Here is a 24,393-nt window from a genome sequence, read left to right on the forward strand (position 1 = left end):
TTGCTCAACGCGCTGGAAGTCGTGGGTAAGCGCATCGACCAAGTGCAGCTCGTCGTGAGCGGGGCCGGCGCGGCAGCCGTCTCGTGCTTGCGCTTGTATTTGGAGCTCGGCGTGAAACTGGAAAACGTGGTGGTCTTCGACAAGGATGGCCTCATTACCCCAGCTCGCACGGACCTAGCTGACATGCAGCTGCGCTTTGCCACCACGCGCCCTATCACAACGCTGGCCGAAGCCATGCAGGGCGCCGACGTGTTCCTCGGGCTGTCGGCAGCGAATGTGCTGCCCGCCGAGCTGCTGCTGACCATGGCGCCCAACCCCATTGTGTTTGCCCTGGCCAACCCCAACCCCGAGATTGACTACGATCTGGCCATTGCCACGCGCCACGACATCATCATGGCCACGGGGCGCTCCGACCACCCCAACCAGGTCAACAACGTACTGGGCTTCCCCTATATCTTCCGAGGAGCCCTCGACGTGCGCGCTACCGAAATCAACGAGGCCATGAAGCTAGCCGCCGTACATGCCTTAGCGGAGTTGGCCAAGGACGTGGTACCGGAGATGGTGAACCAGGCTTATAGTGACACCACACTTACTTTCGGCCGCACGTATCTTATTCCTAAACCGCTCGACCCACGCCTGATCACCACTATTTCGCCGGCTGTGGCGAAAGCCGCCATGGAAAGCGGCGTGGCGCGGCTACCCATCACCGATTGGAATGCTTACGAGGATGAGCTACGTGGCCGCCTAGGCGCCAATCAGAAGTTGATGAACCGCATCATCTCGGCCGCCAAAGCCAACCCCAAGCGGATCGTGTTTGCCGAGGCCGACAATTACAAGATTCTGAAGGCTGCCCAAACGCTGCGCGACGAGAACATCGCTTACCCGATCTTACTCGGCAACCACGACAAGATCCGGCAGATTGCTCAAGCCAACAACCTCGATTTAGAAGGTTGCCAGATCATTGATATTCTGCAGGAAGATGCGAAGCGCGCGGAGTATGCCGAGTTACTCTACCAGAAGCGCCAGCGGCGTGGCATCACGCTCTACGAAGGGCGCCGCTTGCTGCGCGAACGGAACTACTATGGCTCGATGATGCTAGAAACTGGCGAAGCAGATGCCTTTATCACGGGTCTGACCAAAGATTACGGCAAGTCCATTCTGCCCTCGCTGCAAGTAATTGGCGTAGAAGATGGCGTGAAACGAGTAGCGGGTATGTACATCATCCAGCACAAAAAAGGGCCGTTCTTTTTCTCCGATACCACTGTAAACATCGACCCCACGGCTGAGCAGATGGTGGATATCATTGGTCTGACAGCCCGGGCCGTGCGCTTCTTCGACGCCGAACCTAGGGTGGCCGTACTGAGCTATTCTAACTTCGGCTCCAACCCTGGCGACCTGCCCGATAAGGCCCGTCGCGCCACGGAGCTAGCCAAGCAGCGCTACCCCGATTTGATTCTGGATGGTGAGATGCAGGCCAACACAGCTCTGAATCCACAACTTTTGCAGGAGCAATATCCATTCAGTGAGCTAGCGCAAAAAGGCGGTGCTAATACGCTTATCTTCCCGAACGTTATTTCGGGCAACATTGCCTACAAAGTGCTGCAGGAGATTGGCGGCGCCGAAGTAATTGGGCCTGTGCTGATGGGTATGCGCAAACCTGTGCACATTTTACAGCTAGGTGCTTCTGTACGTGAAATCGTGAATATGGCGGCCATTGCGGTAGTTGATGCTCACCGCGGCGGCAAGGGACTATAGTGTAATCTACTTTCTAATAACATAATGGCCGGGTCAGCAACCAATTGAGTTACTGACTCGGCCATTATGATTTAACCTAGGTGAACTATAACAGACGCTTTTTTGGCGTGCTACTCCGATTTCACTAGTTTTATGAAGTGTTGATGAACTCAGCCAGGGCAGCTCGTCTGGCGCAGCTGAGTTAACCGCTTATACAGCTTCTGAAATCCCCTCTATGATTGCATATATCGACGGCAAACTGGCTTACAAAGATCCCGCGCAGGCCATACTAGACGTCAACGGCATCGGCTACGAAATCAAAATTTCGCTGGCTACTTACTCCAAGCTTCCTGCTGAGGACGAGCGCGTTAAACTCTATACGTACCAACACATCAAGGAAGACGCCCACACACTATATGGGTTTTTAGATCCCAACGAACGTGCCTTATTTATGCTCCTGATTTCAGTGTCGGGCATTGGGCCAGGCACAGGCATTGTGATGGTTTCGTCGATGTCAGTAGGCGAAATTCGGCAAGCCATCGTGCAGGAAGATGTGCGTGCTATTCAGAGCATTAAGGGCGTTGGACCAAAAACCGCTCAACGCGTGATCCTGGAACTACGAGACCGATTACGAAAAGATGAATTATTAGCTAAAGCTGGGGTCGACACGGTGCCACTGGCCCGCGCGCACAATACCAACCGCGCCGAAGCGTTAGCCGCTTTAGTTACCCTAGGGTTTGCGCGCGCTGCGGCCGAGAAAACCTTAGACACTATCCAAAGCCGCCACGGCAATGACTTGAGCGTGGAGGCCCTCATCAAATTTGCGCTGAAATCTAATTAGAAATCTACCCGGCTACCGCCCGTTTCTTAGCTCTTGAATACCGGTAAGAAGTCTCTCGCCGTCCCAGTTGTTGTTGTGTCGTTGCTGGCTGCGTGGTGGTCCCAGGCTGCACCTACGGGAAATAACCCGTTTGCGTTGCGCCAATTATGGGCCTGGCTCCCCAAAACAACCAACCGACTGGCACTGGCGTCTGATACCCCTCGCACTGCGCCCGGCGACACTAGTCGCTACCGTCCGAGCCGTCGGCCCAAAGTAGGGCCACAGGATCGGATCGGTACGCCCTTTTCGCCCCAACGTCGCCGCTCGCCCCTGATTCTGCCCCTACCTTCCAACGTGAAGATGGAGGTGACTCCCGACGACAGTTTACAGTACTACGACATTCGGGAGAAAATAGGTTCAGAAATCGATTACCGCAACCCTAGCCTGATGTCGGCGCAGGAGTATGCGCAGTGGCAGCAGCAACAGGCTATCCGCCAATACTTCCGTGAAAAATCGGAAGGTGGCGTGACGGGCGAAACCCAGAGCCCTGCGACGGCTAAACGTCTGATTCCGAAGATCTACCTAGGTCCCATGGCCGACCGGATCTTTGGCGGCAGCTACGTGGATATTCGGCCGCAAGGCTCGGTGACGCTGCGCATGGGTGCCCGCTTCAACCGCAACTACAATCCTACGCTGACTTTGCGCCAGCAGAAAGTAGGCGATTTCCAGTACGACCAGAACATGAACCTTAACCTCACCGGTCAGATCGGGGAGAAGTTGCGGGTCACGTTCAATTACGATACGAAGGCCGCCTTCGATTTTGAGAACAACATGAAGCTCGACTATACGGGCTTCGACACCGACATTATTCGCAAAATTGAGCTAGGCAACGTTAGCTTGCCGCTCACTAACTCCCTCATTCAAGGCGGACAGAACCTGTTCGGTGCTAAAGCTCAGCTGCAATTTGGTCGCCTTGCTGTCACAACGGTAGCTTCTACACTACGTGGCCAAGCCGATGCTGTGACGGTGCAGAACGGCGCGCAGAGCCGCACGTTTGAGGTGAAGGCCAGTGCCTACGAAAACAACCGCCACTTCTTCCTGTCGCAGTTCTTCCGCGATCGGTACGACGCGACGTTGCGCAACTTGCCCACGGTGCAGAGTGGCATCGAGATTCGACGCTTGGAGGTGTACGTCACGAACGACAACCGCACCACAGATAACCTGCGCAACGTCGTTACGCTCATGGACTTAGCGGAGCCCAGTAAAGTATACCGGGCGCAATTCCTGAAAGGTGGAGGCACTTCAGCCAGCACAGCCACTTCCAACAACGCTAACCTTGAGTTCTCGCGCGTTACACGCTCTGGTGCAACGCGTAGCAACCTCTCGGTGGATACGTACCTGCAAACTACTGCTGATTTGCAGCTCACAAAAAGCATTGACTTTGAACGGGTACGGGCTCGGAAGCTAGCCTCCAACGAATACACCTTTAATGCCCAGCTCGGATACCTCTCGCTGAATACGCAGTTGCTGCCCGAGCAGGTACTGGGGGTATCCTTTGAATACCTCTACAACGGCCAGACCTATAAAGTAGGAGAACTCACCGACGACTATGCCAATGTGGGTCAGGATGAGGTAATCTTCCTAAAGATGCTGAAAGCCACGAAGCCTGGCGTAGGCTTGGTCGACCGTAGTTCATCGCCAGCAGTGGCTTCGCTTCAGCAAAATCCCAACTTGGCAACTGGCAACCTACCGACGTGGGACCTGTTGATGAAGAACATTTATTCGCTGAACGCCAACCAGCTCAACCGAGATAACTTCCGCCTCAACATCGTTTACAAGGATGACCAGACAGGCGTTGACCTGATTTCGCTGAAGGAAGGAGAGCGAATTGCAAATATTCCCCTTGTTCAGGTTCTCAATCTCGACAACGTAAACCCTAATAACGACCGCAACGCTGACGGCAATTTTGACTTTCTGCCTGGTATCACCATCGATCCGGAGCTAGGTCGCATCATCTTCCCCAACGTACAGCCATTTGGTAGTTACTTGCGGGCACAGTTTGACACTACAGGTGCCAACGCCGCCGCGGAACGGGCTCTAATAGGCAAATACGTTTACTCGGAGCTATATAATCAAATACAAAGTGACGCGCAGCAAGTGCAGGTGAAAGACAAATTCGTGCTGCGAGGCCGCTTCCAGGCGACCTCTACTGACGAAATCAACCTACCCGGCATTGGCGTCGCTCAAGGATCGGTGCGGGTGATGTCAGGCAGCACGCTGTTGCAGGAAGGCGTCGACTACCAGGTGTTTTATGATCAAGCGAAGGTTAAGATCCTTAACCCTAGCTACCTGAACTCCGCTAATGCGCTGAACATTACTTTTGAGAAAAATGCTGTGGTGCAGGTGCAGCCGCGCAAGCTGCTCGGCGCCCGCCTCGATTACCGCCTTAACCAAGATGTAAACTTCGGTGCGACGGTACTACACCTGACCGAAAATCAAGCGCCGGGCATTAACCGCGTTAACATTGGTGACGAGCCAGGCAACAACACCATGTATGGCCTCGACTTGAACATACGGCGCGAGTCACGGGCTCTTACCAAGTACCTTGATGCATTGCCGTTCATCTCGACCAAAGAACCTTCTTCGGTAGCGTTCAGCGGAGAATTTGCGCAGTTCGTACCTGGTAAAACCAAGCTAGGTCGGGGTGAAAATGGTGTGTCGTACATCGATGACTTCGAGAATGCCAGTACACCCTACACTCTAGGTGGCACCAATGTAGCAACAGCTTGGCGCTTAGCTGCTACGCCTTCGCCACTCGTAGGCAGCGCTACTGGCCTTGCCGTTGCTTACAACCGCGCCAAGTTAGCCTGGTATACCATCGACCAAACATACTACACAAATGGCCCTAGCAAGCCAGCTGGTATTACTGAATCTTCAGCCACCAAGAACCATTATACCCGTGGCATTCTGCGCACGGAAGTGTTTCCGAACCGCGACGTAGGCGCAACTGGCAACGGATATGAATATCCGCTGGACCTAGCTTACTTCCCAAGGGAGCGGGGTCCTTATAATTACAATCCACAGGTAAGCAATGACGGACGGTTGTTGACTGATGCTCCGCAAAACCATTATGGTGGCATCAGCCGCGAAATCACATTTGACACTGACTTCGATAATGCGAACGTAGAGTTCCTGGAGTTTTGGCTAATGGACCCGTTCATTGGTCTTAGCCTTCCTGCTGGCAACACAAACGGCAACGTGATTGACTCGGATGGCACCAATGAACCAAACAAAAACGGCGGCGAGCTATATTTCAACCTAGGCTCTATTTCGGAAGACGCACTGCGGGACAACGGCCAACACGAATTTGAGAATGGCTTGCCTGATGGCACGGAGGCTAACCGGAATGATGTTGTTCAATCTACTGATTGGGGTGTTGTTACGCGCCAACAATTTCTAACTGACGCATTCAGTACTGCACCAGGTGGTCGCGCTAGACAAGACATTGGGCTGGACGGCTTGAATAACGACGCCGAGAAAGAGTTCTTCAAAGGCGCCTATAGCCAATTTGACGACCCATCAGGTGACAATTTCCGCCACCACTTGGATGCATTTTACAACACGAACAATACACAGATTTTAGGTCGTTATAAGCAGTATAATGGCTTGGAGGGTAACTCAGTAGAGAATAGCCAACAGAGCTCTACTGCCTACCCTGACAAGGAAGACCTAAATCGTGATAATGTTATTTCGGATACAGAACAGTACTACGAGTACCGCATTCCTATCCGCCCTGGTCAGTTGCAAGTAGGCCAGAACAACATTGTCGATAAAGTAACAGCACCTAATCCTAATGGCTCGAATGAACCCGTAAACTGGTACCAATTCCGTATTCCTATTCGTCAGTACTCGGGGTATCAAGGGCCTGGTACCGCAGACAAGTTTGGGTTTAAATCTATTCGCTTCCTGCGGATGTATTTGACCCAATGGCAGGAGCCTGTCGTATTGCGTATGCTGCAAATGCAATTCGTAGCTAACCAGTGGCGCCGTTTCTTGACTGTTATCGGAGAACCAGGTCAAACCTATGTAAATACTACCAAGGCATTTGGCGCTTTCAACATATCGACAGTTAGCCTAGAAACTAACGGCTTGGCCAACGTACAGGGTACCAGTGCCATTCCATACGTATCGCCCCCCAATATTCAGCGTGACCGGGAATATGGTTCTACGACGACCAGCCGCCAGCAGAACGAACAGTCGCTACGTATGTGCGTGGACGAATTGCAGGATGGCTTCAGTGCAGCTTCTTATAAGAATGTGAGCATCAATATGCTGCGTTACAAGCAGCTACGCTTATTCTTGCACGCCGAAAGCGAAGATCCAAACTTAAAGGACGGCGAAGTAAGAGGCTTTGTTCGCATCGGAACTGACTATACGCAGAATTACTACGAGTACTCAATTCCATTGCAAGTCACCCGTTCTGGGAGCACTGCTGCGGAGATCTGGCCCACGGCAAACGAAGTACAGATCAGCTTTCAGGATTTCATTGATGCGAAGGCAGAACGCAACCGCCTAGGTATTGCCTATACGGTGCCTTACGTGAAAACAGTTACGGCGCAGAATGGCGTTATAGCTCAAATTACGATCCTTGGCAACCCCGACTTTAGCGCAGTGCAAGGTGTAATGCTCGGGGTACAAAACCCAGCTGACGACAAAACGCCTAAGTCACTGTGCATTTGGGCAGATGAGTTTCGCGTGTATGATTTCGACCGCAACGGTGGCTTTGCCGCTACGGCCCGCTTCAATACCAAGCTAGCTGATGTGGCCAATATTACTGCCACTGGCAGCTATACGTCAGTAGGATTCGGGGCTTTGCAGTCAAAGCTCATCGACCGCACTACTAGCAGCATCACCCGCGGTGACCTGAACGCCACCATAGCCGCTGACAAGTTTTTGCCTGCTAGCCTAGGTTTGCGCGTACCCGTGCTGGTGCAAGCAGGCGTGGAGAGCGCCGCGCCGCAGTACGATCCGCTCGACCCAGATACGAAGCTGAGCCAATCATTGCAAAAATTCGAAAGTGCTACCGACCGGGCAGCGTACCGTAAGGAGGTTATTTCGCAGACCCGCAGTCGAAGTATTAGCGTGCTGAACGTACATAAAGAGCGCACTAATCCGGACAAAAAAGTCAAACCGTATGATATCGAAAACCTAGCTGTGAGCTACGCCATTACCGAGCGTACGCACACCGATATCAACACTGACCGCGATTACAGCAGGACGTATACGGGTGCCTTGGCCTACGTGTATCAGACTACGCCCAAAAACTACGCACCCTTTGCCAAGGCCAAGCTGTTGGATAATCCTTACCTAAAGATTTTTCAGGACATCAATTTCACGCCCCTACCAAGCCGTTTCTCGTTCCGTGCCGACCTTGATCGTCGCTACAACGAACTGCTACTGCAACGGGTGTTGGAAGTAGGCCAGCTACCTACGACTGCTGGTATTGCCGGTGTGTATCAGAAGAGCTTCTTTATTAATCGCATCTACGACTTGAAGTGGGATCTGACCAAGAGCCTGATACTAGACTACACGGCCACCAACCGTGGAGTGGTGGATGAGGGCGTGGGCCCAACGCTCGGCAACGACCCCATCTCCCAGCAGAATCGCCAGCAACTGCGCGACAACTTGTTCCGCCGCGGTGGCCGCAACACCAACTTCAACCAGACGATTGCTGCCACTTACCGGCTGCCATTAGACAAGTTTCCGCTCACTGACTGGATATCGTCGGACATCCGTTACCAGGTCAACTATAGCTGGCAAGCGGCCTCCACTGCTTTGCGTGCCCCGGTCAACCCGATCAGCCTAGAAGACACCACCACCACCCGCCTGAACCTAGGTAACACGATTCAGAACAACGGGGAATTGAGTGCCAACGGCAAGATTGATTTGGTGAAGCTCTACAACAAAGTACGTTTCCTCAACATCATCAATAACGCCCCCGCGCCGGGCCGGACCGCAAACAATCCTGGTCAGGATCGGGCAGCCACGCCACGCACGTTGGCAGGCGCCAACAAAGAGCCCGTGGTAAAAGACACGACCAAAGGGCCGCAGCTACGCGTGCTAAAAGCCGTGCTTCGCTCCCTGATGACGGCACGCTCCATCAATTTCACTTACGCTCGTAGCAACGGCACACTGCTGCCCGGTTACCTACCTGGCACCCGCTTCTTCGGGCTTAACAGCGACTGGGATGCTCCGGGCGTACCCTTCATCCTGGGTCAACAGTACGACTTGAACAGCTTGTACCAACGCGCTGAACGCAATGGTTGGTACACACAGCGCAGCGACCTATTGAACACGCCGCTCAGTTCGCTACTTACTGAAAATCTCACGTTACGCACCGCATTGGAACCCTTCCGCGACTTCAACATCCAGATTGACGCACGTCGGCAGCTAGCCCGCAACCGGGAGCGGTATTACCGTTTAGAGGTCGACACAACGACATTGCTGCCTTACAGCGATAGAAGGATTCAACAATCGCAAGCTCTTGGCAATGGTTCCTTTAGCACTTCTATTATCACCATTCAAACGCTGTTTGGCGACCGAAGTGCTAATGGCAACATCTCCAAAGCCTTCAATAGGTTTATTGCTAACCGAGGTACAGTGCGGGATCGGCTGACTACGGCTAACCCGGTAGCGCAGGAAAATGGCGGTGTAGAGGTGCGCAACCCTAAAACTGGTGACCTTGAGCGTAAGATCGGCACGTATGGCTATAACTCGCAGGATGTGCTCATTCCGGCCTTCCTGGATGCTTATAAAGGCAAGTCGTCGAACGGCTATAAAGCCAAGCGCTTCCAGCCGTTTGTGACTCTCCCATTGCCTAACTGGCGCATCGACTACAATGGCTTAGCGGAGATACCCTTTATCAAGCGCTACTTCCGAACGATTACGCTTAACCATGCCTACTCTTCAGCTTACAACATCACGAGCTACACCACTGCTACGCAGTACGCTTATGAGTTAAATAGCTTCAATGTATTAAACAACAATGGCGGGTACACAGGTGATATCACTAACCTCAGCGGTCAGTTTATTCCCTATTATGTACTCGGTCAGGTGACAATTTCGGAGCAGCTAGCGCCACTTATCGGCCTGAACTTCACAACAGTGGACAAACTAACAGGACGTGTGGAGTACCGTACCGCACGCAACATTGGCTTGAACACGACCAACGCCCAGGTGACGGAGCTCTACACTACAGAAATGGTCATTGGCCTTGGCTTCGTAACTAACCGCCTCAAACTGCCTTTCAAGGTTAATGGGGAGCAACGAGTGCTGCGCAATGAGCTAAATGCCCGCCTGGACCTAGCTATTCGCGATAATACCACCATCCAGCGGTCTATCGAAGATGTGGTGAATCCTGATGAGGCTGCTGCTACTGGAGTTGAAGCCAGCACTGGCCGAGCCGTGAGCCAGACCACCAACGGTAACCGGCAGGTACAGCTTCGCCCCACAATTGACTATACGCTCAATCAACGCCTGAACTTGCAGTTTTACTTTACGCGCACGGTATCGGAACCCAGGGTGAGCAACTCATTCAAGAACACAGCAACCGAAGGCGGTATCCAGTTGCGCTACAGTTTATCGCAATAGAGGCACGCAGTAGCGGCGTGACTAAGCCAAGATCTTCAATAAATTTAGCTTAGTTGCTCCGCTACTCAGTTCCTCGTTTTACTTTTGAGGCGCGGGCGCTCTGCGGCCTTCTGTCCTACTTCTTAATTTAATTTGATCATGAATCTGCCTACCGATCTGAAATACACGAAAGAGCACGAATGGATCCGTGTGGAAGGTGACGTTGCCTACATCGGCATCACCGACCACGCTCAGAAGGAGCTAGGTGACATCGTGTACGTTGACATTGACACGTTAGACAAGGAAGTAGCTCAGAATGAGGTGTTCGGCACGGTAGAAGCAGTGAAAACTGTTTCAGACCTGTTTAGCCCCATCACCGGTACTGTGTTAGAAGTAAATAGCCACCTTGATGGTAGCCCCGAATCAGTAAACTCAGATCCTTATGGTGATGGTTGGATGATCAAGATGTCCATTGCCGACCCATCTGAACTCGACGCCTTGCTGACCGCTGAAACTTATGGCGGGCTTGTAGGAGCCTAATAACTGTTGACAATGCTTACGACTGCACCGCCCACGTCCCGCCGAGCTTTTGCTGCCCTGCCGGTGACGTGGGCGGTGATTGTTTTGGTTCTTACCCTCACGCCGGCTGATGAAATGCCTGTAACGCCGCAGTGGAAACTGCTGTCGTTCGATACGGCTGCGCACGCGGCGGTTTTTCTATTATTGGCCATTCTCACGTGCTTTTCGGCGGGCCGTCAGCACCGCTTCCCTACCCTGCGCACACATGTTTTCTCGCTCGTACTGGTAGGCTGCGTGGCATTTGGCGCGCTCATCGAAATACTACAAATGACAATGAACCTAGGCCGACACGGTGAATGGTCTGATCTGATCAGTGACTCTATCGGAGCTGTCATTGGGTTACTCGGCATGGCGGCTTTGCGTCGCTGGTGGCAATAAATCGTATGCGAAGCTAGCCGCTGATGGGAACCCTAACTATTGGCATTCCGTCTACGCTACCCTGGCTAGCACTGCTGATCTTCGGTGCTACACCAATGCAGGGTCAAAATATGCCCCGCGTCCGGCAGACAATCCGCGAGCTTACTGCGCCAGCTTTGCATGGCCGGGGCTATGTCCACCAAGGCGACCAACAAGCGGCTCGCTACCTTCGCACCCGTTTCCAAGCATTAGGCTTACAACCACTTGCTCCTTCCTACACCCAGCCTTTTACGCTAGCGGTCAACACCTTCCCAGGAAGACTTTATCTTCAATGCGGGAATACCCGATTTCAACCGGGTGTTGATTTTATTGCAGAACCAACCTCTGGCGGCGGCACACTCACCCAAGTGCCCATGCCGCTCGATACGCTGATCTTCTTTGACGAAGCAGTTCAGCAACGCTTTCTCGCTCAATCATTACGTGGGAAGGTCATTGTATTGAGCCAACAAGACCTCATACGCCTAGTCAAACAGCCACTTCTTGCTCAGCACTTAGAGCAAGCAAGCGCACGTATTACGCTGGTAAGTGGCAAGCTAACTGCTTCCATTGCTCAAGAACAAGCCTCGCAGATCAGGCTACAGGTGTTAGCTAGCAAGTGGCCAAGCAAGCAGACAGCCGTTAAGATAAAGGTAGATGCTACGCTAACGTCTTCGTATAATACGCAAAACCTGATCGGGTATGTGCGTGGTCGTGCGCAGCCGGATTCCTTCTTAGTGGTTACTGCCCACTACGACCACCTTGGACAAATGGGGCGACACACCTACTTTCCTGGTGCCAACGACAACGCTAGTGGCACAGCTATGTTACTAGAGCTTGCTGCTTACTATGCCCAGCCAACTCATCAACCAGCTTATTCTATCGTTTTCATTGCTTTTGGCGCCGAAGAAGCTGGCCTCCTTGGTTCGTACTACTTCACCGAGCACCCGTTGTTCCCACTTGCCCGTATTCGCTTTTTAGTAAACCTAGATCTACTCGGCACCGGTGAGGAAGGCATTACAGTAGTTAACGGGCGGCTACTGGAACCCGCATTTCAACGTCTTATACAGCTTAATGAGTCGAACCATTTTGTGCCGCAGGTAGCGGCCCGTGGCCGCGCAGCCAATTCCGACCATTTCCCCTTTTCAGAACGTGGCGTCCCTGCTTTCTTCCTGTATACGCGTGGCGGCATTACTGCCTATCACGATGTATACGACCGAGCCGAAACCCTTCCACTTACTGCTTTCACGGGTGTTTTCCATTTGCTGACTAGCTTCCTAGCCACACTTGGTGGTTGAAGTTCAGAACGAGCAGTGGTTTCTGAATTTCAGAATAAAGAAATAGAATCAGATGTTGTGCACGCTAAAACAAAAGTTCGGCTAGCACTGACGTACGTCAGTGCTAGCCGAACTTTAAGCTTCCTTTTACTAAGTAGTCTTAGCGCTGCGGCTCGTTTGTTCTGAACGAACCCATGATTTGCTTAGCAATAGTTTCCCATTCAGGCTTCTGGCGATCGGCGCAGGTGAAGGTGCAAAGCAACAGCTTGTCTTCTACGTCAGTGAAGAAAACTAGATTGTATACTTCGTGACCTAGCTCAGGCTTCATTAGCTCCAGATAACCAACTTTGCGGCCGTTGATTTCTTTTACGCCATTAGAGAACCACTTTGCGCCTTTGTATTGCTTAGTGTACGTCTTGTAAAAGTTATCGGCGTACATCTGAATCATATCCTGATCAGCAGAAGTTTCGGTGTACGAGAAGGCAATGCTCGCTTCGTTGCTGTTCGTGTAAATTACGCTTGGGCGGCTCGTTGCCTTGGCGTAGTTGAAATCCATTTGCTGCTCGCTCATCACTTCAAATCCTTTAGGGATCAAAATTTCCACACGCTCGCTCAGAACGCGCTTCTTGATAAGCTCAATTTCAGAGCGAAAAGCCATCAACGACAGCATTAAGCACAAGACCGGAAAGAGTATTACTTTTTTCATAACACTAGCCTTAAAAGGATGATCGTTCATTTTGGGTTGCCTTGTATTCAAAGCGGGTGCACTGTTTGGATAACACAATTTACGTACAAAAATACTGCTTACAAGCACTGTACCAAAAATAATCTTAGTGATAAATTAAACTAAGCAGATATATTGTACAAATAGCTGATAATCAACTGGTATTTTTTAATAGTTAAGTTCATCGATCTAATACTTACTTGCTTTTATTCTATACTTGAATAAATATTAAAAATAAATAATATTAAAAATAATATTAATAAAGTGCAATAAATATATTTCGCATATCCGCGCACTTATAAAATGTTATTAATCTGTTCTTTTATCTTTTCTAACTCTTCTTTCATGCTAACCACTAAATGCTGAATGATCGAGTCATTTGCTTTAGAGCCGATGGTATTGATTTCACGTCCAATTTCCTGGGCAATGAACGATAGCTTCTTTCCGGCGGACTCTGGTAGCTGCGTCGTTTCGGCGAAGTAACTTAGATGGCTAGCTAACCGAACTTTCTCCTCCGCGATGTCGAGCTTTTCAATATAGTAAAGCACTTCTTGCTCGAAGCGGATCACATTAAAGTGTTCGTTGGTCGTCAGGTCGGCGAGGTGCTGCTGCAGACGGTGCCGCACTTGCTCAACCCTTTCTGGATCGTGGCGTTCTATTTCTGTTAGCTGAGTGCGAATAGCTTCTACATAACTCAGAATCTCGGTAGTCAGCGTCTGCCCTTCATCCTGCCGAAATTGATTCACGCGGTCCAAGGCCTCGTGCACTAAAGGCAATAGCTCATCCCAGGCTATTTCTTCTTCGTTTTCGGCAGCCTGAGCTTCCGTGCCAGTCTGTATTACCCCAGGCAGGCTGATCGCTAAAGCAAAGAGCTGCTCTTTAGAAGCACTTACCAGATCAGCGGCTTTTTCAAGCTCGCGGTAAGTCGCCAACAACAATTCCTGATTCACACCGACGGCTGCGCGGACTGCGCTGCGCGGTCGCACAAAGTCGAGGCTTAGGTTGACTTTCCCACGAATTAAGCTTTTGCTTATCAGATTTCGAATTTCTAGCTCTCGCTCTTGCAGGAATCGTGGCAAACGCAAACTCAGATCTAGGGTTTTAGAGTTGAGCGATTTGATTTCGACTGTTGCCGAATAATGATCGGTTTCGCGATGAGCGATACCGTAACCAGTCATAGATTGGAGCATGATTTGGTGCTTAAGGAGCGAGTTAAATTAGGGTATTAGTAACACATGAGGTGAGCCCCCGTGTTGTGAGCGCACCCAGCTACTGCTAAGCTTGCACCAGCCTATAACATCTTTTGGGCGCATATTGCTTTCCCACCGTTGCTACCGACACTACCAATAAACTGGTTCGTGCGATGCCGTGTCGTCGACAAAGCTACTTTTCTTGTTTTCGCAGCAGCTTAGCGCTGCTGGGAGTTAGGTCCGCTACTGCGCATTAGAAAAGCAGAACAGCTTAGTAAGCTCGACATAGCACAGCTGAAATACTACGACGCTTGAATTTTAAAGTTAGGCAATAGCCTCTTGCAGCGCCTCGGTAGTATCCGCAGCAGGTTGTGAAGAAGTCTTAAGAAGAGAAAGCTAGGCAGTGCGGTTAAAACATGTAGCTTGTGCTTGCTTATGAAACCTCGCGTGCTGATGCTGCCTAAATGGTACCCGCACTGCTACGATGACCAAGATGGGGACTTCGTAGCCCGGCATGTTGCTGCTATTGCTTGCCATGCGCAAGTGGCCGTTCTGTTCGCAACCGTGGCCCGCGGGCCCCTTGCAAGTTGGGTTGCTTGCGATGCTGATCTTAGTGCCTCCCTGCCAACTGTGCGGTATTATTACCGGGCGCGGCCAACGGGGCTAGGTCCACTCGATAAAGTGCTCAAGCTATTCCTTTATTTCTGGTGCCTTGGGCAAGGCTACCGCACCTTAATACACCATTGGGGAGCACGGCCGCACCTGATTCATGTACACGTGCTCCTGCGCACAGGACTCTTTGCGTGGTGGTTGCGGGTATGGGGTCGTACTCCTTATATAGTAACAGAACATTGGACCTTGTATTTGCCGGCTAATGCGCACCGAATTGGTCGCCTGCGGCGCTGGCTAACGCGGCGCGTAGTAGCACAAGCCGCAGCGCTGCATACCGTTTCGGACAACCTCCGCCAAGCGTTGGCTAACTTAGGTATTACTAATGCACACTCGGTTGTTATTCCGAATGTGGTTGATACTTCCTTGTTTCATCTTCCTGAGTCGTCATCGCTGCGAGAAGAAGTAAGAACACTGGGTGGCAGTAGACTACTGCATGTGGCCGCTTTTAATGAGCGCGCCAAAAACCTAAGTGGCATTCTGCGCACAACAGCGCGGCTAGTAGCAAAACGGCCTGATCTCACGTTGCGTATTGCGGGCTACGGGCCCCAGGAGGCAGCCGTAAAACAGCTAGCGGCGGAGCTAGGTCTGCTCAACCGATCCGTTTTTTTTCTGGGCAAACTGCCTCAGTCAGCTATTGCCGCCGAAATGCGCCGCGCTAACTGCCTTGTTTTGTTTAGCAATTACGAGAATTTACCGTGCGTGCTCATTGAGGCACAAGCTACGGGGCTGCCTGCAGTGGCTTCCCACGTTGGGGGCGTGCCCGAGTTACTCCCCACCGATGGTTCGCGCGGGCTGCTCGTTTCGCCCGGCGACGAAGTAGCTTTGCAGCTTGCCCTAGAACAAGTGTTAAGTTATCCGGAGCGTTTTAACTCGCAACAGATGCACCGTACGGCCGTTGCTAAGTTCAGCAATGCAGCAGTGGGGCGCTCGTTCGCCCGCCTTTATGCCGTTGTACTGCACGGCGCCCCCACTCCCGTTTCTGCTTAGTAGCATGGTGCGCCGTATTCTACAAAACTTTGCTACTCGGTTTGCAACAGCACTTCTCAGCTTCGCTATTGTTTGGTTTACGGCGCGCTACCTAGGTGCTAGCGGACGGGGCGCCGTAAGCCTGTTCACTACTGACTGCGCGGCGCTCCTTTTGTTTACGGGCTTAGTTGGCGGTTCATCCCTGATCTACTTGTCGCCAAAGCGTAGCATTTGGCATCTGCTGCCGCCAGCGTATGTGTGGGCCGTGGTAGTTTGCATTGCTGGCACACTTGCGGTGGGACTGCTGCGGCCAGTACCTATCACATACCTAGGTCATTTGGGCGCGCTTTCATTGTTACAGGCTTTTTTCACAATTAATACCCTGCTGCTTTTGGGCCGTAAGCGGGAAACGACCTATAATTTTCTCACCGTTCTGCAGGTTACTCTGTTAGCGGGCTGTCTACTACTCGCTTTTGCGGGCCTGGCTTGGCGCGAAGTACCCGTTTATTACTACGCAACATACGTTGCCTACGGCATCCCTTTGCTGCTGAGCTTCATTGCCCTATCTCGGTTGCCTGACCGATGGGCTGGAGGCCAGGGCTTACGCGAAACGACCCGCGAGCTAGCACAAAATGGTCGGGGAGCCCACTTGTCTAATATTCTTGCCTTCGCCAATTATCGCCTGAGTTACTACTTCGTGGCGCATTACGTTGATGCGCATGCCGTAGGCGTTCTGTCGGTGGGGGTGGCACTGGCCGAAGCGGTGTGGCTCATTCCGCGCAGCACCGCCCTGGTGCAGTACGTTGATCTGGTGCATGCAACGGATAAGCAGGCACAAGTGGCGCCGGCCCTAGGCGTGGCCCGGCTCTCGCTACTCGCCACCGGTGCCGGGGTTCTCACGCTGAGTCTCTTGCCTGCTTCTGTGTTCATGGCAGTGTTCGGGCCCGAGTTTGGAGCAGCCCGCTCAGTTATTATCCTACTGGCGCCCGGCGTACTGGCCATTGCTAGTAATATAATGTGTAGCACCTATTTCAGCGGGCTAGGCCAGTACCGTACTAATAATATCTCAACGGCGCTTGGGCTAGCGGTAACGGTTCCTGCCTGCTGGCTCCTTATTCCAAAGCTAGGCATTCAGGGCGCAGCACTGGCTAGCTCCTTGTCTTACCTAGCTTCTATGGCGTACTTACTCCGTGCATTCGGCCACGCCACAGGTACGGGAGTAGAAGCGCTATTACCTAACCGCACCGATTTACAAAGAGTAACTCAATAGACTGGCCCCCGCCGTCCTATACTACTCACGTGCTTTTGCGTGCTTAGCTAATTGGTACTTTGCGCAAGATGGCTTCAATCAGGTCGGCGGTCCGGACGCCATCAGCTTCGGCTTCGTAGTTAAGTAAGATGCGGTGATTGAGCACATCCTTCGCTACTTCTTTGATGTCTTCTGGCAACACGTAGTCACGCTCATCAAAAAAAGCCACGGCTTTAGCAGCTCGGTGCAAGGCAATGCTGGCCCGTGGGCTCACACCAAATTGTACGTATTGGGCATACTCCGCCAGATCGTAGTCGGCGGGTTTGCGGGTGGCAAATACCAGTTCGATAATGTACTTCTCTAGGGTCTCCGAAATCTGAACTTGGTTGATGAGGCTGCGAATACCGAAGATATCTTCCTTCGTCAGGACGGGGCTCACGTCGCCCACGTAGCTGAGGTTGGCCATGCGGCGCATCACTTCCAGCTCATCGGCTTTCTTCAGGTAGTCGACGTAGATTTTCATCATAAAACGGTCGACCTGCGCCTCGGGCAAAGGATAAGTACCTTCCTGCTCGACCGGATTTTGCGTGGCGAGCACTAGAAAGGGTAAATCCAGCGGATACGTTGTTTCACCGATTGTTACCTGTTTCTCCTGCATGGCCTCGAGCAGTGCACTCTGTACCTTGGCAGGCGAGCGATTGACTTCGTCCGCCAATACTAAATTTGAGAAAATCGGGCCCTTTTTCACCTCAAAAACCGACTGGTTCTGGTTGTAGATCATAGTGCCCACCAAGTCGGAAGGCAGCAGGTCGGGGGTGAACTGCACGCGTTGAAAAGGCAAGTACAGCACTTTCGAAAGTGTACTAATAGTCAACGTCTTAGCTAGACCCGGCACTCCTTCCAGCAAGATGTGTCCGCCCGTAAATAACCCGATCAGAAGCCGGTTCACCATGTACTGCTGACCAACTACAACTTTGCCTACTTCGGCAAATACTTGTTTAATCTTTTGTTGGTAGTCTTCAGGCTGTAGTGCGGCAGGCTGCCCTGATGCAGACAAGGATAGTGACATAAGCTGAGAGCAGAATGGATGACCGTAAAAGTAAAGATACGGTAAGGGTAGCTTTTGCTGTCACTTAACATCGGACGTCATTGTGGCAATTGCTAGTTTCCTCAGCCATGCTCCAGCTTTCAGATGCCATATAAGAGAAACGTAGCCAATGTACTGTCTTCGTAGGCTAGGTGCCTTTCCTCCGTTATTACGATATAGTATTTCAGATCAAGCATTTATCTGCCTGCTCTCACGACATTACCTATAATGTACCGCCAGCATTTACAGCACTTTTCCCTTAATTCATCATCCTCTATTTACGCCGCATAAATCTTCATCGTATAGCTATATTCCTCAGACACAACTAATGATATAGCTACGATAGTTAAAATTAGGTTAATAAAATATGTTTGTCATTTCTAAGTAAGTTATATAATTATAACAATAAATTTTCAATCATTAATAGTCTGTATTATCCTGGCCTAAGATATAATAATTATAATTATATAGTTTTTACTATGTATTTATATTTACCTGATTTTTAGGTAAATGCAATTTAATTATGTAATCCAACCATCCGTCTTCCTGCATGCAATCACATTATACGGAGCGGATGATCAGGAAGTTATGTTTTTAAATTTATTGATAATCTGGTCAGCTAATTGCTAGCCTCTCAATAGGCCTATTCTGGATTTTGTTCAACTACTCTCTCCGCTCGATAGTCCTGCTTGCTTCGCAAGGCACCCATGCTATATCCAAACCGAGTTCTATGAGAGACAAGTACGAATTTGCGCTTTTCCAATCTTCTACCTTATCTAAGTTCTTTAAGCGTGTTTCGCAAAAGCTGGTTCCTACGCTCGAGCCTGCTTACGTAACGGCCCCACGTCAAACAGGGTTGGTTAGTCGCAATTTCAAATCCGCTTTCGTACTCTCGGCGTTGCTCGGCAGCGCGGGTGTACATCAGCAAGCTCTAGCACAAGCGGCTATTTTCAACGCTAGCCCAAGCGCACAGCCTGGCGATGCAATTAGTCTGCAAGGAAATTTCGGAGCGGCCGCGAAAGTGTACCTAGCCCCTGGCACCTCTACTGGCCGCATGCCCATGCCTGCGCTCATTCAAAGTGCCGGTCAAACCACCGTGTCTATTCCCATGAACGTAAGCCAAGACGTTTACCAAGTGTGGGTAGAAGAGAACGGCCAACGCAGCTCCAGCGTCTACATCAACCAAGCGCGCGGGATGCACTTCGACTCACCCGAAGTGGTAGCTGGCGGTCCTTTGCGCATCTTCGGCCGTAACCTGATGCTACCTGGTAGCACTCCTCAAGTGCGCTTCGTAGCGCAAAATGGCGGCGCAGGCAGCGGCACTGCTACCATAAATGCCAGCCAGAGCGACGCATATACGCTCAAAATGACGGTACCTAGCTCCCTCCAACCAGGTACCCGCTACGATGTGTTCGTCACCAACGGTCGTGGCGGCAACGCCGGCGAAACGAAGCTAGAGCAGACCATAACGGCCATCAACGGCGGTACTGACTACTTCAACCTTGGTGTGCCGTGGGCTGCTAAGCTCAACTACTACGGCAACGTGTACAACGTAAAAACTGATCCTCGCCTCAGCAAACACGCCACAGGCAACGGCCAAGTCAGCGACCATGAAGCAATTCAGGAGGCTATCGACAAGGCAGGCGCCGCTGGTGGTGGCGTAGTGTACTTGCCCGCTGGCACCTATAAGCTAGCACCAGGCTGGGGCTTGTGCATCTACATGCAAAACCGGGTTGTGCTCAAAGGCGACGGAAAAGACCAGACCACTATCAAGTTCGGCTACGGCGCGCCCGCCCCAGACAAGTGGGGTATCATCTGGAATGAAACCCAGCAATCGGGCCTTGCCGACTTAAGCATGGTCAACGTAAACGAATCAGGTAAGTGGGTACAGAACTGGACTGGCCGCGGCACGGAAGTATTTATGCAGCGCGTTCGTTTTAACATGGACCGCGGCGACTGGCTCTGGTGGGCTAACTCCAATAAAGTATCGATTACGAACTCCGAGTTTATTCAAGGAATCGACAGCGAATCCGGTTTCCATGGTCCGCTTCAGTTGAACGGGTGCACTAACTTCATCTTTGCGAACAACGACGTAACCTACGCAGTAGATGGCATCAACCTGAATAGCGCCCACGACGGCGTTTTTGAAAACAACCGCGTGTACCGGGATGGTAGCGCCCGCTACCCCACCAACATTACGAACCACGTTCTAGTACTCAACTTTGCCGAGAACGTAGCAGTAACCAACAGCTTATTTAAAGTAATCAACGGCCCAGCCCAGAACTCCAACGACGGAGAAACCATCATTGCGGAGGGTGGCGGCGGCCACGGTCAGCGCATCGACGAAGATGCTGGTACCGTAAGCGTTGCTACCGCCACGACGCTGCGGGATAACAACCGCAACTGGGGCGCAGTAACGTTGAAGCCAGTTGTAGCCATTGTGAGCGGTAAAGGCATGGGTCAGTTCCGCACCATCACAAGCCGTAGCGGCAACACGCTCACCATCAATCGGCCGTGGGATGTGATACCGGGTGCCGGCAGCCACTATGCCATCTTCAACTGGGGCTCGCGCAACTGGCTGATCAAGAACAACACGATGGAAGGCAACCGCCGCGGTGTGACGCTTTACCAGAACGCCTCCTTGGAAGTAGCCGTGGTGGATAACAAGCTAATCAACAGTGGTTCCATCGACCTGACGCCCTGGCAGATGGATAACTCCAGTGCTGGTGTTCCGCAGGAATTCCTGCCCATGTACAACAACCAAATCATTGGCAACGACGTGGCAAACCTAGATGGCTCCAACGGGGTATTCATCGGGGTACACACAGTGCAGCACATTCAGGCCCAAACCTTCGGCACCTCCGTTGTGAACTTGGAAGTGCGCAACAACAAACTCACGGCTGGTAAACCCAACATTCCGGCGATTGTAGACGCCCACTTTCCAGAAGGCTACCTCAACTACCTAGAGTTTCACCCCTGGACAGAAGAATACGTGGACGAAGGCATCCCGGCTGTACTCGGCACCATCTTTCAGAACAACACCGCCATTAACTGCGACAATGCGGTGCACCTGAACTCAGGCTCGTATAACACGCTGGTGTGCAACATGAACATGGTGAACTCACGCAACTTGATGCGCGACGAGCGCTTCAACAGAGTGAACCGCGGCTCGGTAGCTACTACCCAAAACTGCGCCGGCACTGCCGTGCTAGCTTCGGCCACCGCCAACGCTACCAAGGCTGCAATGACTGTATATCCAAACCCAACGCAAGGTGATTTCACGCTAGAGTACTCAGCCAGCACCGCCCAAAACGCTGTGCTTACCCTCACCGATGGTCTAGGTCGTCAGGTGCAGCAGCAGCAGGTAGCCTTGCGCACCGGCACTAACCAAGTACCAGTACAAGCTTCCCGCCTAGCCCAGGGCCTTTACCAGCTGATCCTACGCACCGCCGATGGCCAGCAACACGCCCAGAAAGTAGTTATTGAATAGTCTAGCTACTTCTTAAACTAAAAGATATTTGTTACTATACTACTGATTACTAACGCTATCTTACTCTACAAACAACAGAAGCGCGACCTAGGCCTAGGTCGCGCTTCTGTTGTTTGTAGAGTAAGAACAAATCAGCAGGCACCATCCACATCGCAGGCAGCACCTTCGGCACCGGCTACTACTACGGGCTGTTCTTCGCTTTGCACCTTTTGCAGCACTTCCAGGAAAAGCTCCGATGGCTGCGCGCCAGACACGGCGTACTTATTATTAAACACGAAAAAGGGCACGCCACGGGCACCTACCTGCTGCGCTTCGTATTCATCGAGGCGCACTTGCTGGGCGTATGCTTCCGTTTCGAGAAGGCGGGTTACTTCCATTGCGTCCAAGCCTAGCTCGGCGCCAAGCTGGGCCAGCGTATTTAGGTCGCCTACGTTTTTACCTTCCACAAAGTAGGCGGCAAACACACGCTCTTCGGCAGCATCCTGCAAGCCGTGGGCCGCAGCTAAGTGTAAGAACCGGTGGGCCAAAAAGGTATTCGTCGGGATCATCCGGTCGAAGTCGTAGTGCAGGCCTACCTCGGCGGCAATGACCGCCATATGGTCGTTCATCTGCTTGCCTTGTTCCACCGACACGCCTTTGCGCGCTGCCAGCAACTCGTGAATGCTCTGCCCAGGAACAGTTTGCATGTTGGGGTCGAGTTCAAAGCTGCGCCACTGCACTTCTACCGTCTCACGGCCGGCAAATTGTTGCAGGGCATTTTCGAACTTCCGCTTGCCAATGTAGCAAAACGGGCACATGATATCGGACCAGATTTCTACTTTCATCTTCTGCTATCGTTTGCTTGCAAAAGCGTTTTGGTGGCGAAAAAGTTTGTTCGGTCTATATACTGCCCGCTGCGCGCCCTTCCCCCTCCTCCGATGAAAGATACGCCTCTCTCCTTCCAAGCGCTGTTAGAACCAGGCGGACCTAGCTTTATGCCCATGACAATTCTGCTTGTTCCCCTGGCCGTGGTAGAAGACCTAGGAGGCAAAGCCGTGCGGCGCGTCGTGAGTACGCTGAATGGGCACACGTTCCGGCTAGGGTTGCACCCGCTCAAAACTGGTGAACGATACCTGATGATCAGCAAAGAGGTGCGTAAGCAAGTTGGTATCCGCTTAGGCGACCAAGTAGCCGTCACGCTCACTCCGGACCCCGAACCCGACGCGGTTGACTTACCCGCCGAGTTTGCCCAAGCCCTGGCGGAGTGGCCCGAAGCAGAAGCAGGCTTTTTGCGGCTGACGCCTAGTATGAAACGTGCCCTTGTCCAGCATATCCGCAGTGCCGTGCGAGCAGAAACCCGCGCCGAGCGCATTGTAAAAGCGCTGCACTTGTTGGCGGCGGGCCGTCATCCATTTGGCTCCACCGCGCGTGACTAAGCCGCAGGCTTACAGATTAGCAGCTTGTCGAAGGATGTTGTTCTGAGAAATGTGGTTGAGGATTGCGTTCGTGTTTTTTTCTTCGAGCAGCGTTTCGCGCAAAAGGTTAGCTACTTCCGTTAGCCCTAGCTCATCGGCGAGGTAAGCAGCCGTGCCGTAGCTAGCTATTTCGTAGTATTCGATCTTTTGCATCCCAACGATTAGAGCAGTATCCACAATGGGCTCTACTCCGCCTTTGCTTAGCAGCCGCTCACTTTCGGCGAGTAAGCCTTTTATGCTAGGGTTGTCGTCGTTGCCAGCTGATATACCAAGGTGTTTGGCAGCTTTTTCCAACCGCTTCACTTGCATCCCGGTTTCTTTCCAGTGCAAATCAAGCACTGCTTTCAACTCTTCGTTGCACGCTTTCTCAATCAGCCGTGGTATTCCAACCAGCAATTGATTTTCGGCGCTATGTAGCATCTGTATTTCATGAGCAAGCAGTTCTTTGAGCTCTCGTAGCGCTTCCATGAGCATTGGTAGTCAAGAGAATGTTACCCTGTGGCTTACAAACCCTTACGCATGAGTCTCGCGATAGTTCTTACGACCTAGGCTCTCCGAAACCTTGGCAGGCTGAAGTGCAGAACTAATGCTTGCACGCGTTGCACAAAACAGCACCCAAAAGCGGCCTTGCTTCGCCGGCTCATCCTAGCTCCTGTGTAGTGTACGCGCCCGAACGCGCAGCCCTTGTTCGCCGTAAGCCCATTGGCGCGGCGCATATCAGGCCGGGCTTTCTCTTTCGCATCTCACCCAACCCCCACTATGAAAACTACGCTCGCACTCGTAGCCGCCTTGGCCGCTACGCTCGGCACCGCCGCCGCCCAAACCACAGGCAGCCCAAACACGGGTAGCACCACGGGCGGCTCAGGCAGCAGCACCACTGGTGGCGGCACCTCCCACCCTAGCGCCTCGAAGGTAAACTACAAGCCCGGCGGCGGTACGAAGGAAGTGTCCAAAACCAGCAAAAACCAGATCACGCGCTCGGGCGGACAGGGCCACAACACCACGCCCCCACCCAAAGGCAAGATTCAGATGGCACCTACTACCCCCTCGAAGCAGGGCGGTGCAACTGGCTCCGGCAATAGCGAAACCATGCAGAAGAACTCAGCGGGCAAACGCCAGTAATAGCGCT

Annotated in this window: 16 protein-coding genes; 11 read left to right on the forward strand and 5 right to left on the reverse strand. The window is 52.1% G+C overall.

All coding sequences use genetic code 11. The features are described 5' to 3' along the window. The 6 genes from BXP70_RS00005 to BXP70_RS00030 all read left to right on the forward strand — a co-directional run. Positions 1-1,755 (forward strand): phosphate acyltransferase (locus BXP70_RS00005; protein WP_086591969.1); only part of this gene is annotated, 1,755 nt, incomplete at its 5' end. A 214-nt stretch (positions 1,756-1,969) separates the two neighbouring features. Next, positions 1,970-2,575, forward strand: coding sequence for a Holliday junction branch migration protein RuvA (gene ruvA, locus BXP70_RS00010; RefSeq protein WP_086591970.1), 606 nt, complete (start codon positions 1,970-1,972; stop codon positions 2,573-2,575). Between the two features lie 33 nt (positions 2,576-2,608). Beyond that, positions 2,609-10,204 carry a T9SS outer membrane translocon Sov/SprA gene (sov, locus tag BXP70_RS00015; RefSeq protein ID WP_245849386.1) on the forward strand — a complete coding sequence of 2,532 codons (7,596 nt, stop codon included), beginning with the start codon at positions 2,609-2,611 and terminating at the stop codon, positions 10,202-10,204. A gap of 138 nt (positions 10,205-10,342) precedes the next feature. Next, positions 10,343-10,723 (forward strand): glycine cleavage system protein GcvH, encoded by a 381-nt coding sequence (gene gcvH, locus BXP70_RS00020; RefSeq protein WP_086591971.1) that lies wholly within the window; start codon positions 10,343-10,345, stop codon positions 10,721-10,723. A 12-nt stretch (positions 10,724-10,735) separates the two neighbouring features. After that, complete coding sequence (locus BXP70_RS00025; protein ID WP_086591972.1) at positions 10,736-11,140, forward strand: VanZ family protein; 405 nt, start codon at positions 10,736-10,738, stop codon at positions 11,138-11,140. Positions 11,141-11,163: 23 nt separating this feature from the next. Beyond that, positions 11,164-12,453 (forward strand): M28 family metallopeptidase, encoded by a 1,290-nt coding sequence (locus BXP70_RS00030; RefSeq protein ID WP_086591973.1) that lies wholly within the window; start codon positions 11,164-11,166, stop codon positions 12,451-12,453. A 139-nt stretch (positions 12,454-12,592) separates the two neighbouring features. Here the strand turns inward: BXP70_RS00030 and BXP70_RS00035 are convergent, their stop codons facing one another. Further along, on the reverse strand, positions 12,593-13,138 hold the full coding sequence (locus tag BXP70_RS00035; RefSeq protein WP_086591974.1) for a hypothetical protein: 546 nt from the start codon (positions 13,136-13,138) through the stop codon (positions 12,593-12,595). Between the two features lie 314 nt (positions 13,139-13,452). Then, the gene (locus BXP70_RS00040; protein WP_086591975.1) at positions 13,453-14,346 is read right to left on the reverse strand and encodes a YicC/YloC family endoribonuclease; all 894 of its coding nucleotides are present in this window, start codon (positions 14,344-14,346) and stop codon (positions 13,453-13,455) included. A 435-nt stretch (positions 14,347-14,781) separates the two neighbouring features. Between BXP70_RS00040 and BXP70_RS00045 the strand changes: the two genes are divergently transcribed. Both BXP70_RS00045 and BXP70_RS00050 read left to right on the forward strand, forming a co-directional pair. Next, positions 14,782-16,005 carry a glycosyltransferase gene (locus tag BXP70_RS00045; protein WP_086591976.1) on the forward strand — a complete coding sequence of 408 codons (1,224 nt, stop codon included), beginning with the start codon at positions 14,782-14,784 and terminating at the stop codon, positions 16,003-16,005. Further along, positions 15,962-17,254: a lipopolysaccharide biosynthesis protein gene (locus tag BXP70_RS00050; protein WP_179197530.1), complete on the forward strand. Its 1,293-nt coding sequence runs from the start codon at positions 15,962-15,964 to the stop codon at positions 17,252-17,254. Before BXP70_RS00045 ends, BXP70_RS00050 begins: the two co-directional genes overlap by 44 nt. A gap of 43 nt (positions 17,255-17,297) precedes the next feature. Here BXP70_RS00050 and BXP70_RS00055 read toward each other — a convergent pair whose 3' ends face one another. Beyond that, positions 17,298-18,302 carry an AAA family ATPase gene (locus tag BXP70_RS00055; RefSeq protein WP_086591978.1) on the reverse strand — a complete coding sequence of 335 codons (1,005 nt, stop codon included), beginning with the start codon at positions 18,300-18,302 and terminating at the stop codon, positions 17,298-17,300. Positions 18,303-19,050: 748 nt separating this feature from the next. Here BXP70_RS00055 and BXP70_RS00060 point away from each other — a divergent pair. Continuing rightward, positions 19,051-21,810, forward strand: a complete 2,760-nt coding sequence (locus BXP70_RS00060; protein ID WP_086591979.1) for a T9SS type A sorting domain-containing protein — start codon at positions 19,051-19,053, stop codon at positions 21,808-21,810. A 131-nt stretch (positions 21,811-21,941) separates the two neighbouring features. On the opposite strand, the gene BXP70_RS00065 is transcribed toward BXP70_RS00060, so the two are convergent. Then, positions 21,942-22,634 carry a DsbA family oxidoreductase gene (locus BXP70_RS00065; RefSeq protein WP_086591980.1) on the reverse strand — a complete coding sequence of 231 codons (693 nt, stop codon included), beginning with the start codon at positions 22,632-22,634 and terminating at the stop codon, positions 21,942-21,944. A gap of 93 nt (positions 22,635-22,727) precedes the next feature. On the opposite strand from BXP70_RS00065, the gene BXP70_RS00070 reads away from it, so the two are divergent. Further along, positions 22,728-23,225: a YdeI/OmpD-associated family protein gene (locus tag BXP70_RS00070; protein ID WP_086591981.1), complete on the forward strand. Its 498-nt coding sequence runs from the start codon at positions 22,728-22,730 to the stop codon at positions 23,223-23,225. Between the two features lie 9 nt (positions 23,226-23,234). Here BXP70_RS00070 and BXP70_RS00075 read toward each other — a convergent pair whose 3' ends face one another. After that, a complete protein-coding gene (locus BXP70_RS00075) occupies positions 23,235-23,732 on the reverse strand; it encodes a YciE/YciF ferroxidase family protein (RefSeq protein WP_179197531.1) in 498 nt (165 codons plus the stop codon). Positions 23,733-24,023: 291 nt separating this feature from the next. On the opposite strand from BXP70_RS00075, the gene BXP70_RS00080 reads away from it, so the two are divergent. Further along, positions 24,024-24,386, forward strand: a complete 363-nt coding sequence (locus BXP70_RS00080; RefSeq protein ID WP_086591983.1) for a hypothetical protein — start codon at positions 24,024-24,026, stop codon at positions 24,384-24,386. Positions 24,387-24,393: the final 7 nt, after the last annotated feature.

This window comes from Hymenobacter crusticola (assembly GCF_002154225.1).
Lineage (GTDB): Bacteria > Bacteroidota > Bacteroidia > Cytophagales > Hymenobacteraceae > Hymenobacter > Hymenobacter crusticola.

Bases quoted from the DNA above. Each gene is read 5' to 3' on its own strand.
- ruvA (WP_086591970.1), top strand. From the start codon at position 1,970: ATGATTGCATATATCGACGGCAAACTGGCTTACAAAGATCCCGCGCAG.
- gcvH (WP_086591971.1), top strand. From the start codon at position 10,343: ATGAATCTGCCTACCGATCTGAAATACACGAAAGAGCACGAATGGATC.
- BXP70_RS00025 (WP_086591972.1), top strand. From the start codon at position 10,736: ATGCTTACGACTGCACCGCCCACGTCCCGCCGAGCTTTTGCTGCCCTG.
- BXP70_RS00030 (WP_086591973.1), top strand. From the start codon at position 11,164: ATGGGAACCCTAACTATTGGCATTCCGTCTACGCTACCCTGGCTAGCA.
- BXP70_RS00035 (WP_086591974.1), bottom strand. From the start codon at position 13,138: ATGAAAAAAGTAATACTCTTTCCGGTCTTGTGCTTAATGCTGTCGTTG.
- BXP70_RS00040 (WP_086591975.1), bottom strand. From the start codon at position 14,346: ATGCTCCAATCTATGACTGGTTACGGTATCGCTCATCGCGAAACCGAT.
- BXP70_RS00045 (WP_086591976.1), top strand. From the start codon at position 14,782: ATGAAACCTCGCGTGCTGATGCTGCCTAAATGGTACCCGCACTGCTAC.
- BXP70_RS00050 (WP_179197530.1), top strand. From the start codon at position 15,962: ATGCCGTTGTACTGCACGGCGCCCCCACTCCCGTTTCTGCTTAGTAGC.
- BXP70_RS00055 (WP_086591978.1), bottom strand. From the start codon at position 18,302: ATGTCACTATCCTTGTCTGCATCAGGGCAGCCTGCCGCACTACAGCCT.
- BXP70_RS00060 (WP_086591979.1), top strand. From the start codon at position 19,051: ATGAGAGACAAGTACGAATTTGCGCTTTTCCAATCTTCTACCTTATCT.
- BXP70_RS00065 (WP_086591980.1), bottom strand. From the start codon at position 22,634: ATGAAAGTAGAAATCTGGTCCGATATCATGTGCCCGTTTTGCTACATT.
- BXP70_RS00070 (WP_086591981.1), top strand. From the start codon at position 22,728: ATGAAAGATACGCCTCTCTCCTTCCAAGCGCTGTTAGAACCAGGCGGA.
- BXP70_RS00075 (WP_179197531.1), bottom strand. From the start codon at position 23,732: ATGGAAGCGCTACGAGAGCTCAAAGAACTGCTTGCTCATGAAATACAG.
- BXP70_RS00080 (WP_086591983.1), top strand. From the start codon at position 24,024: ATGAAAACTACGCTCGCACTCGTAGCCGCCTTGGCCGCTACGCTCGGC.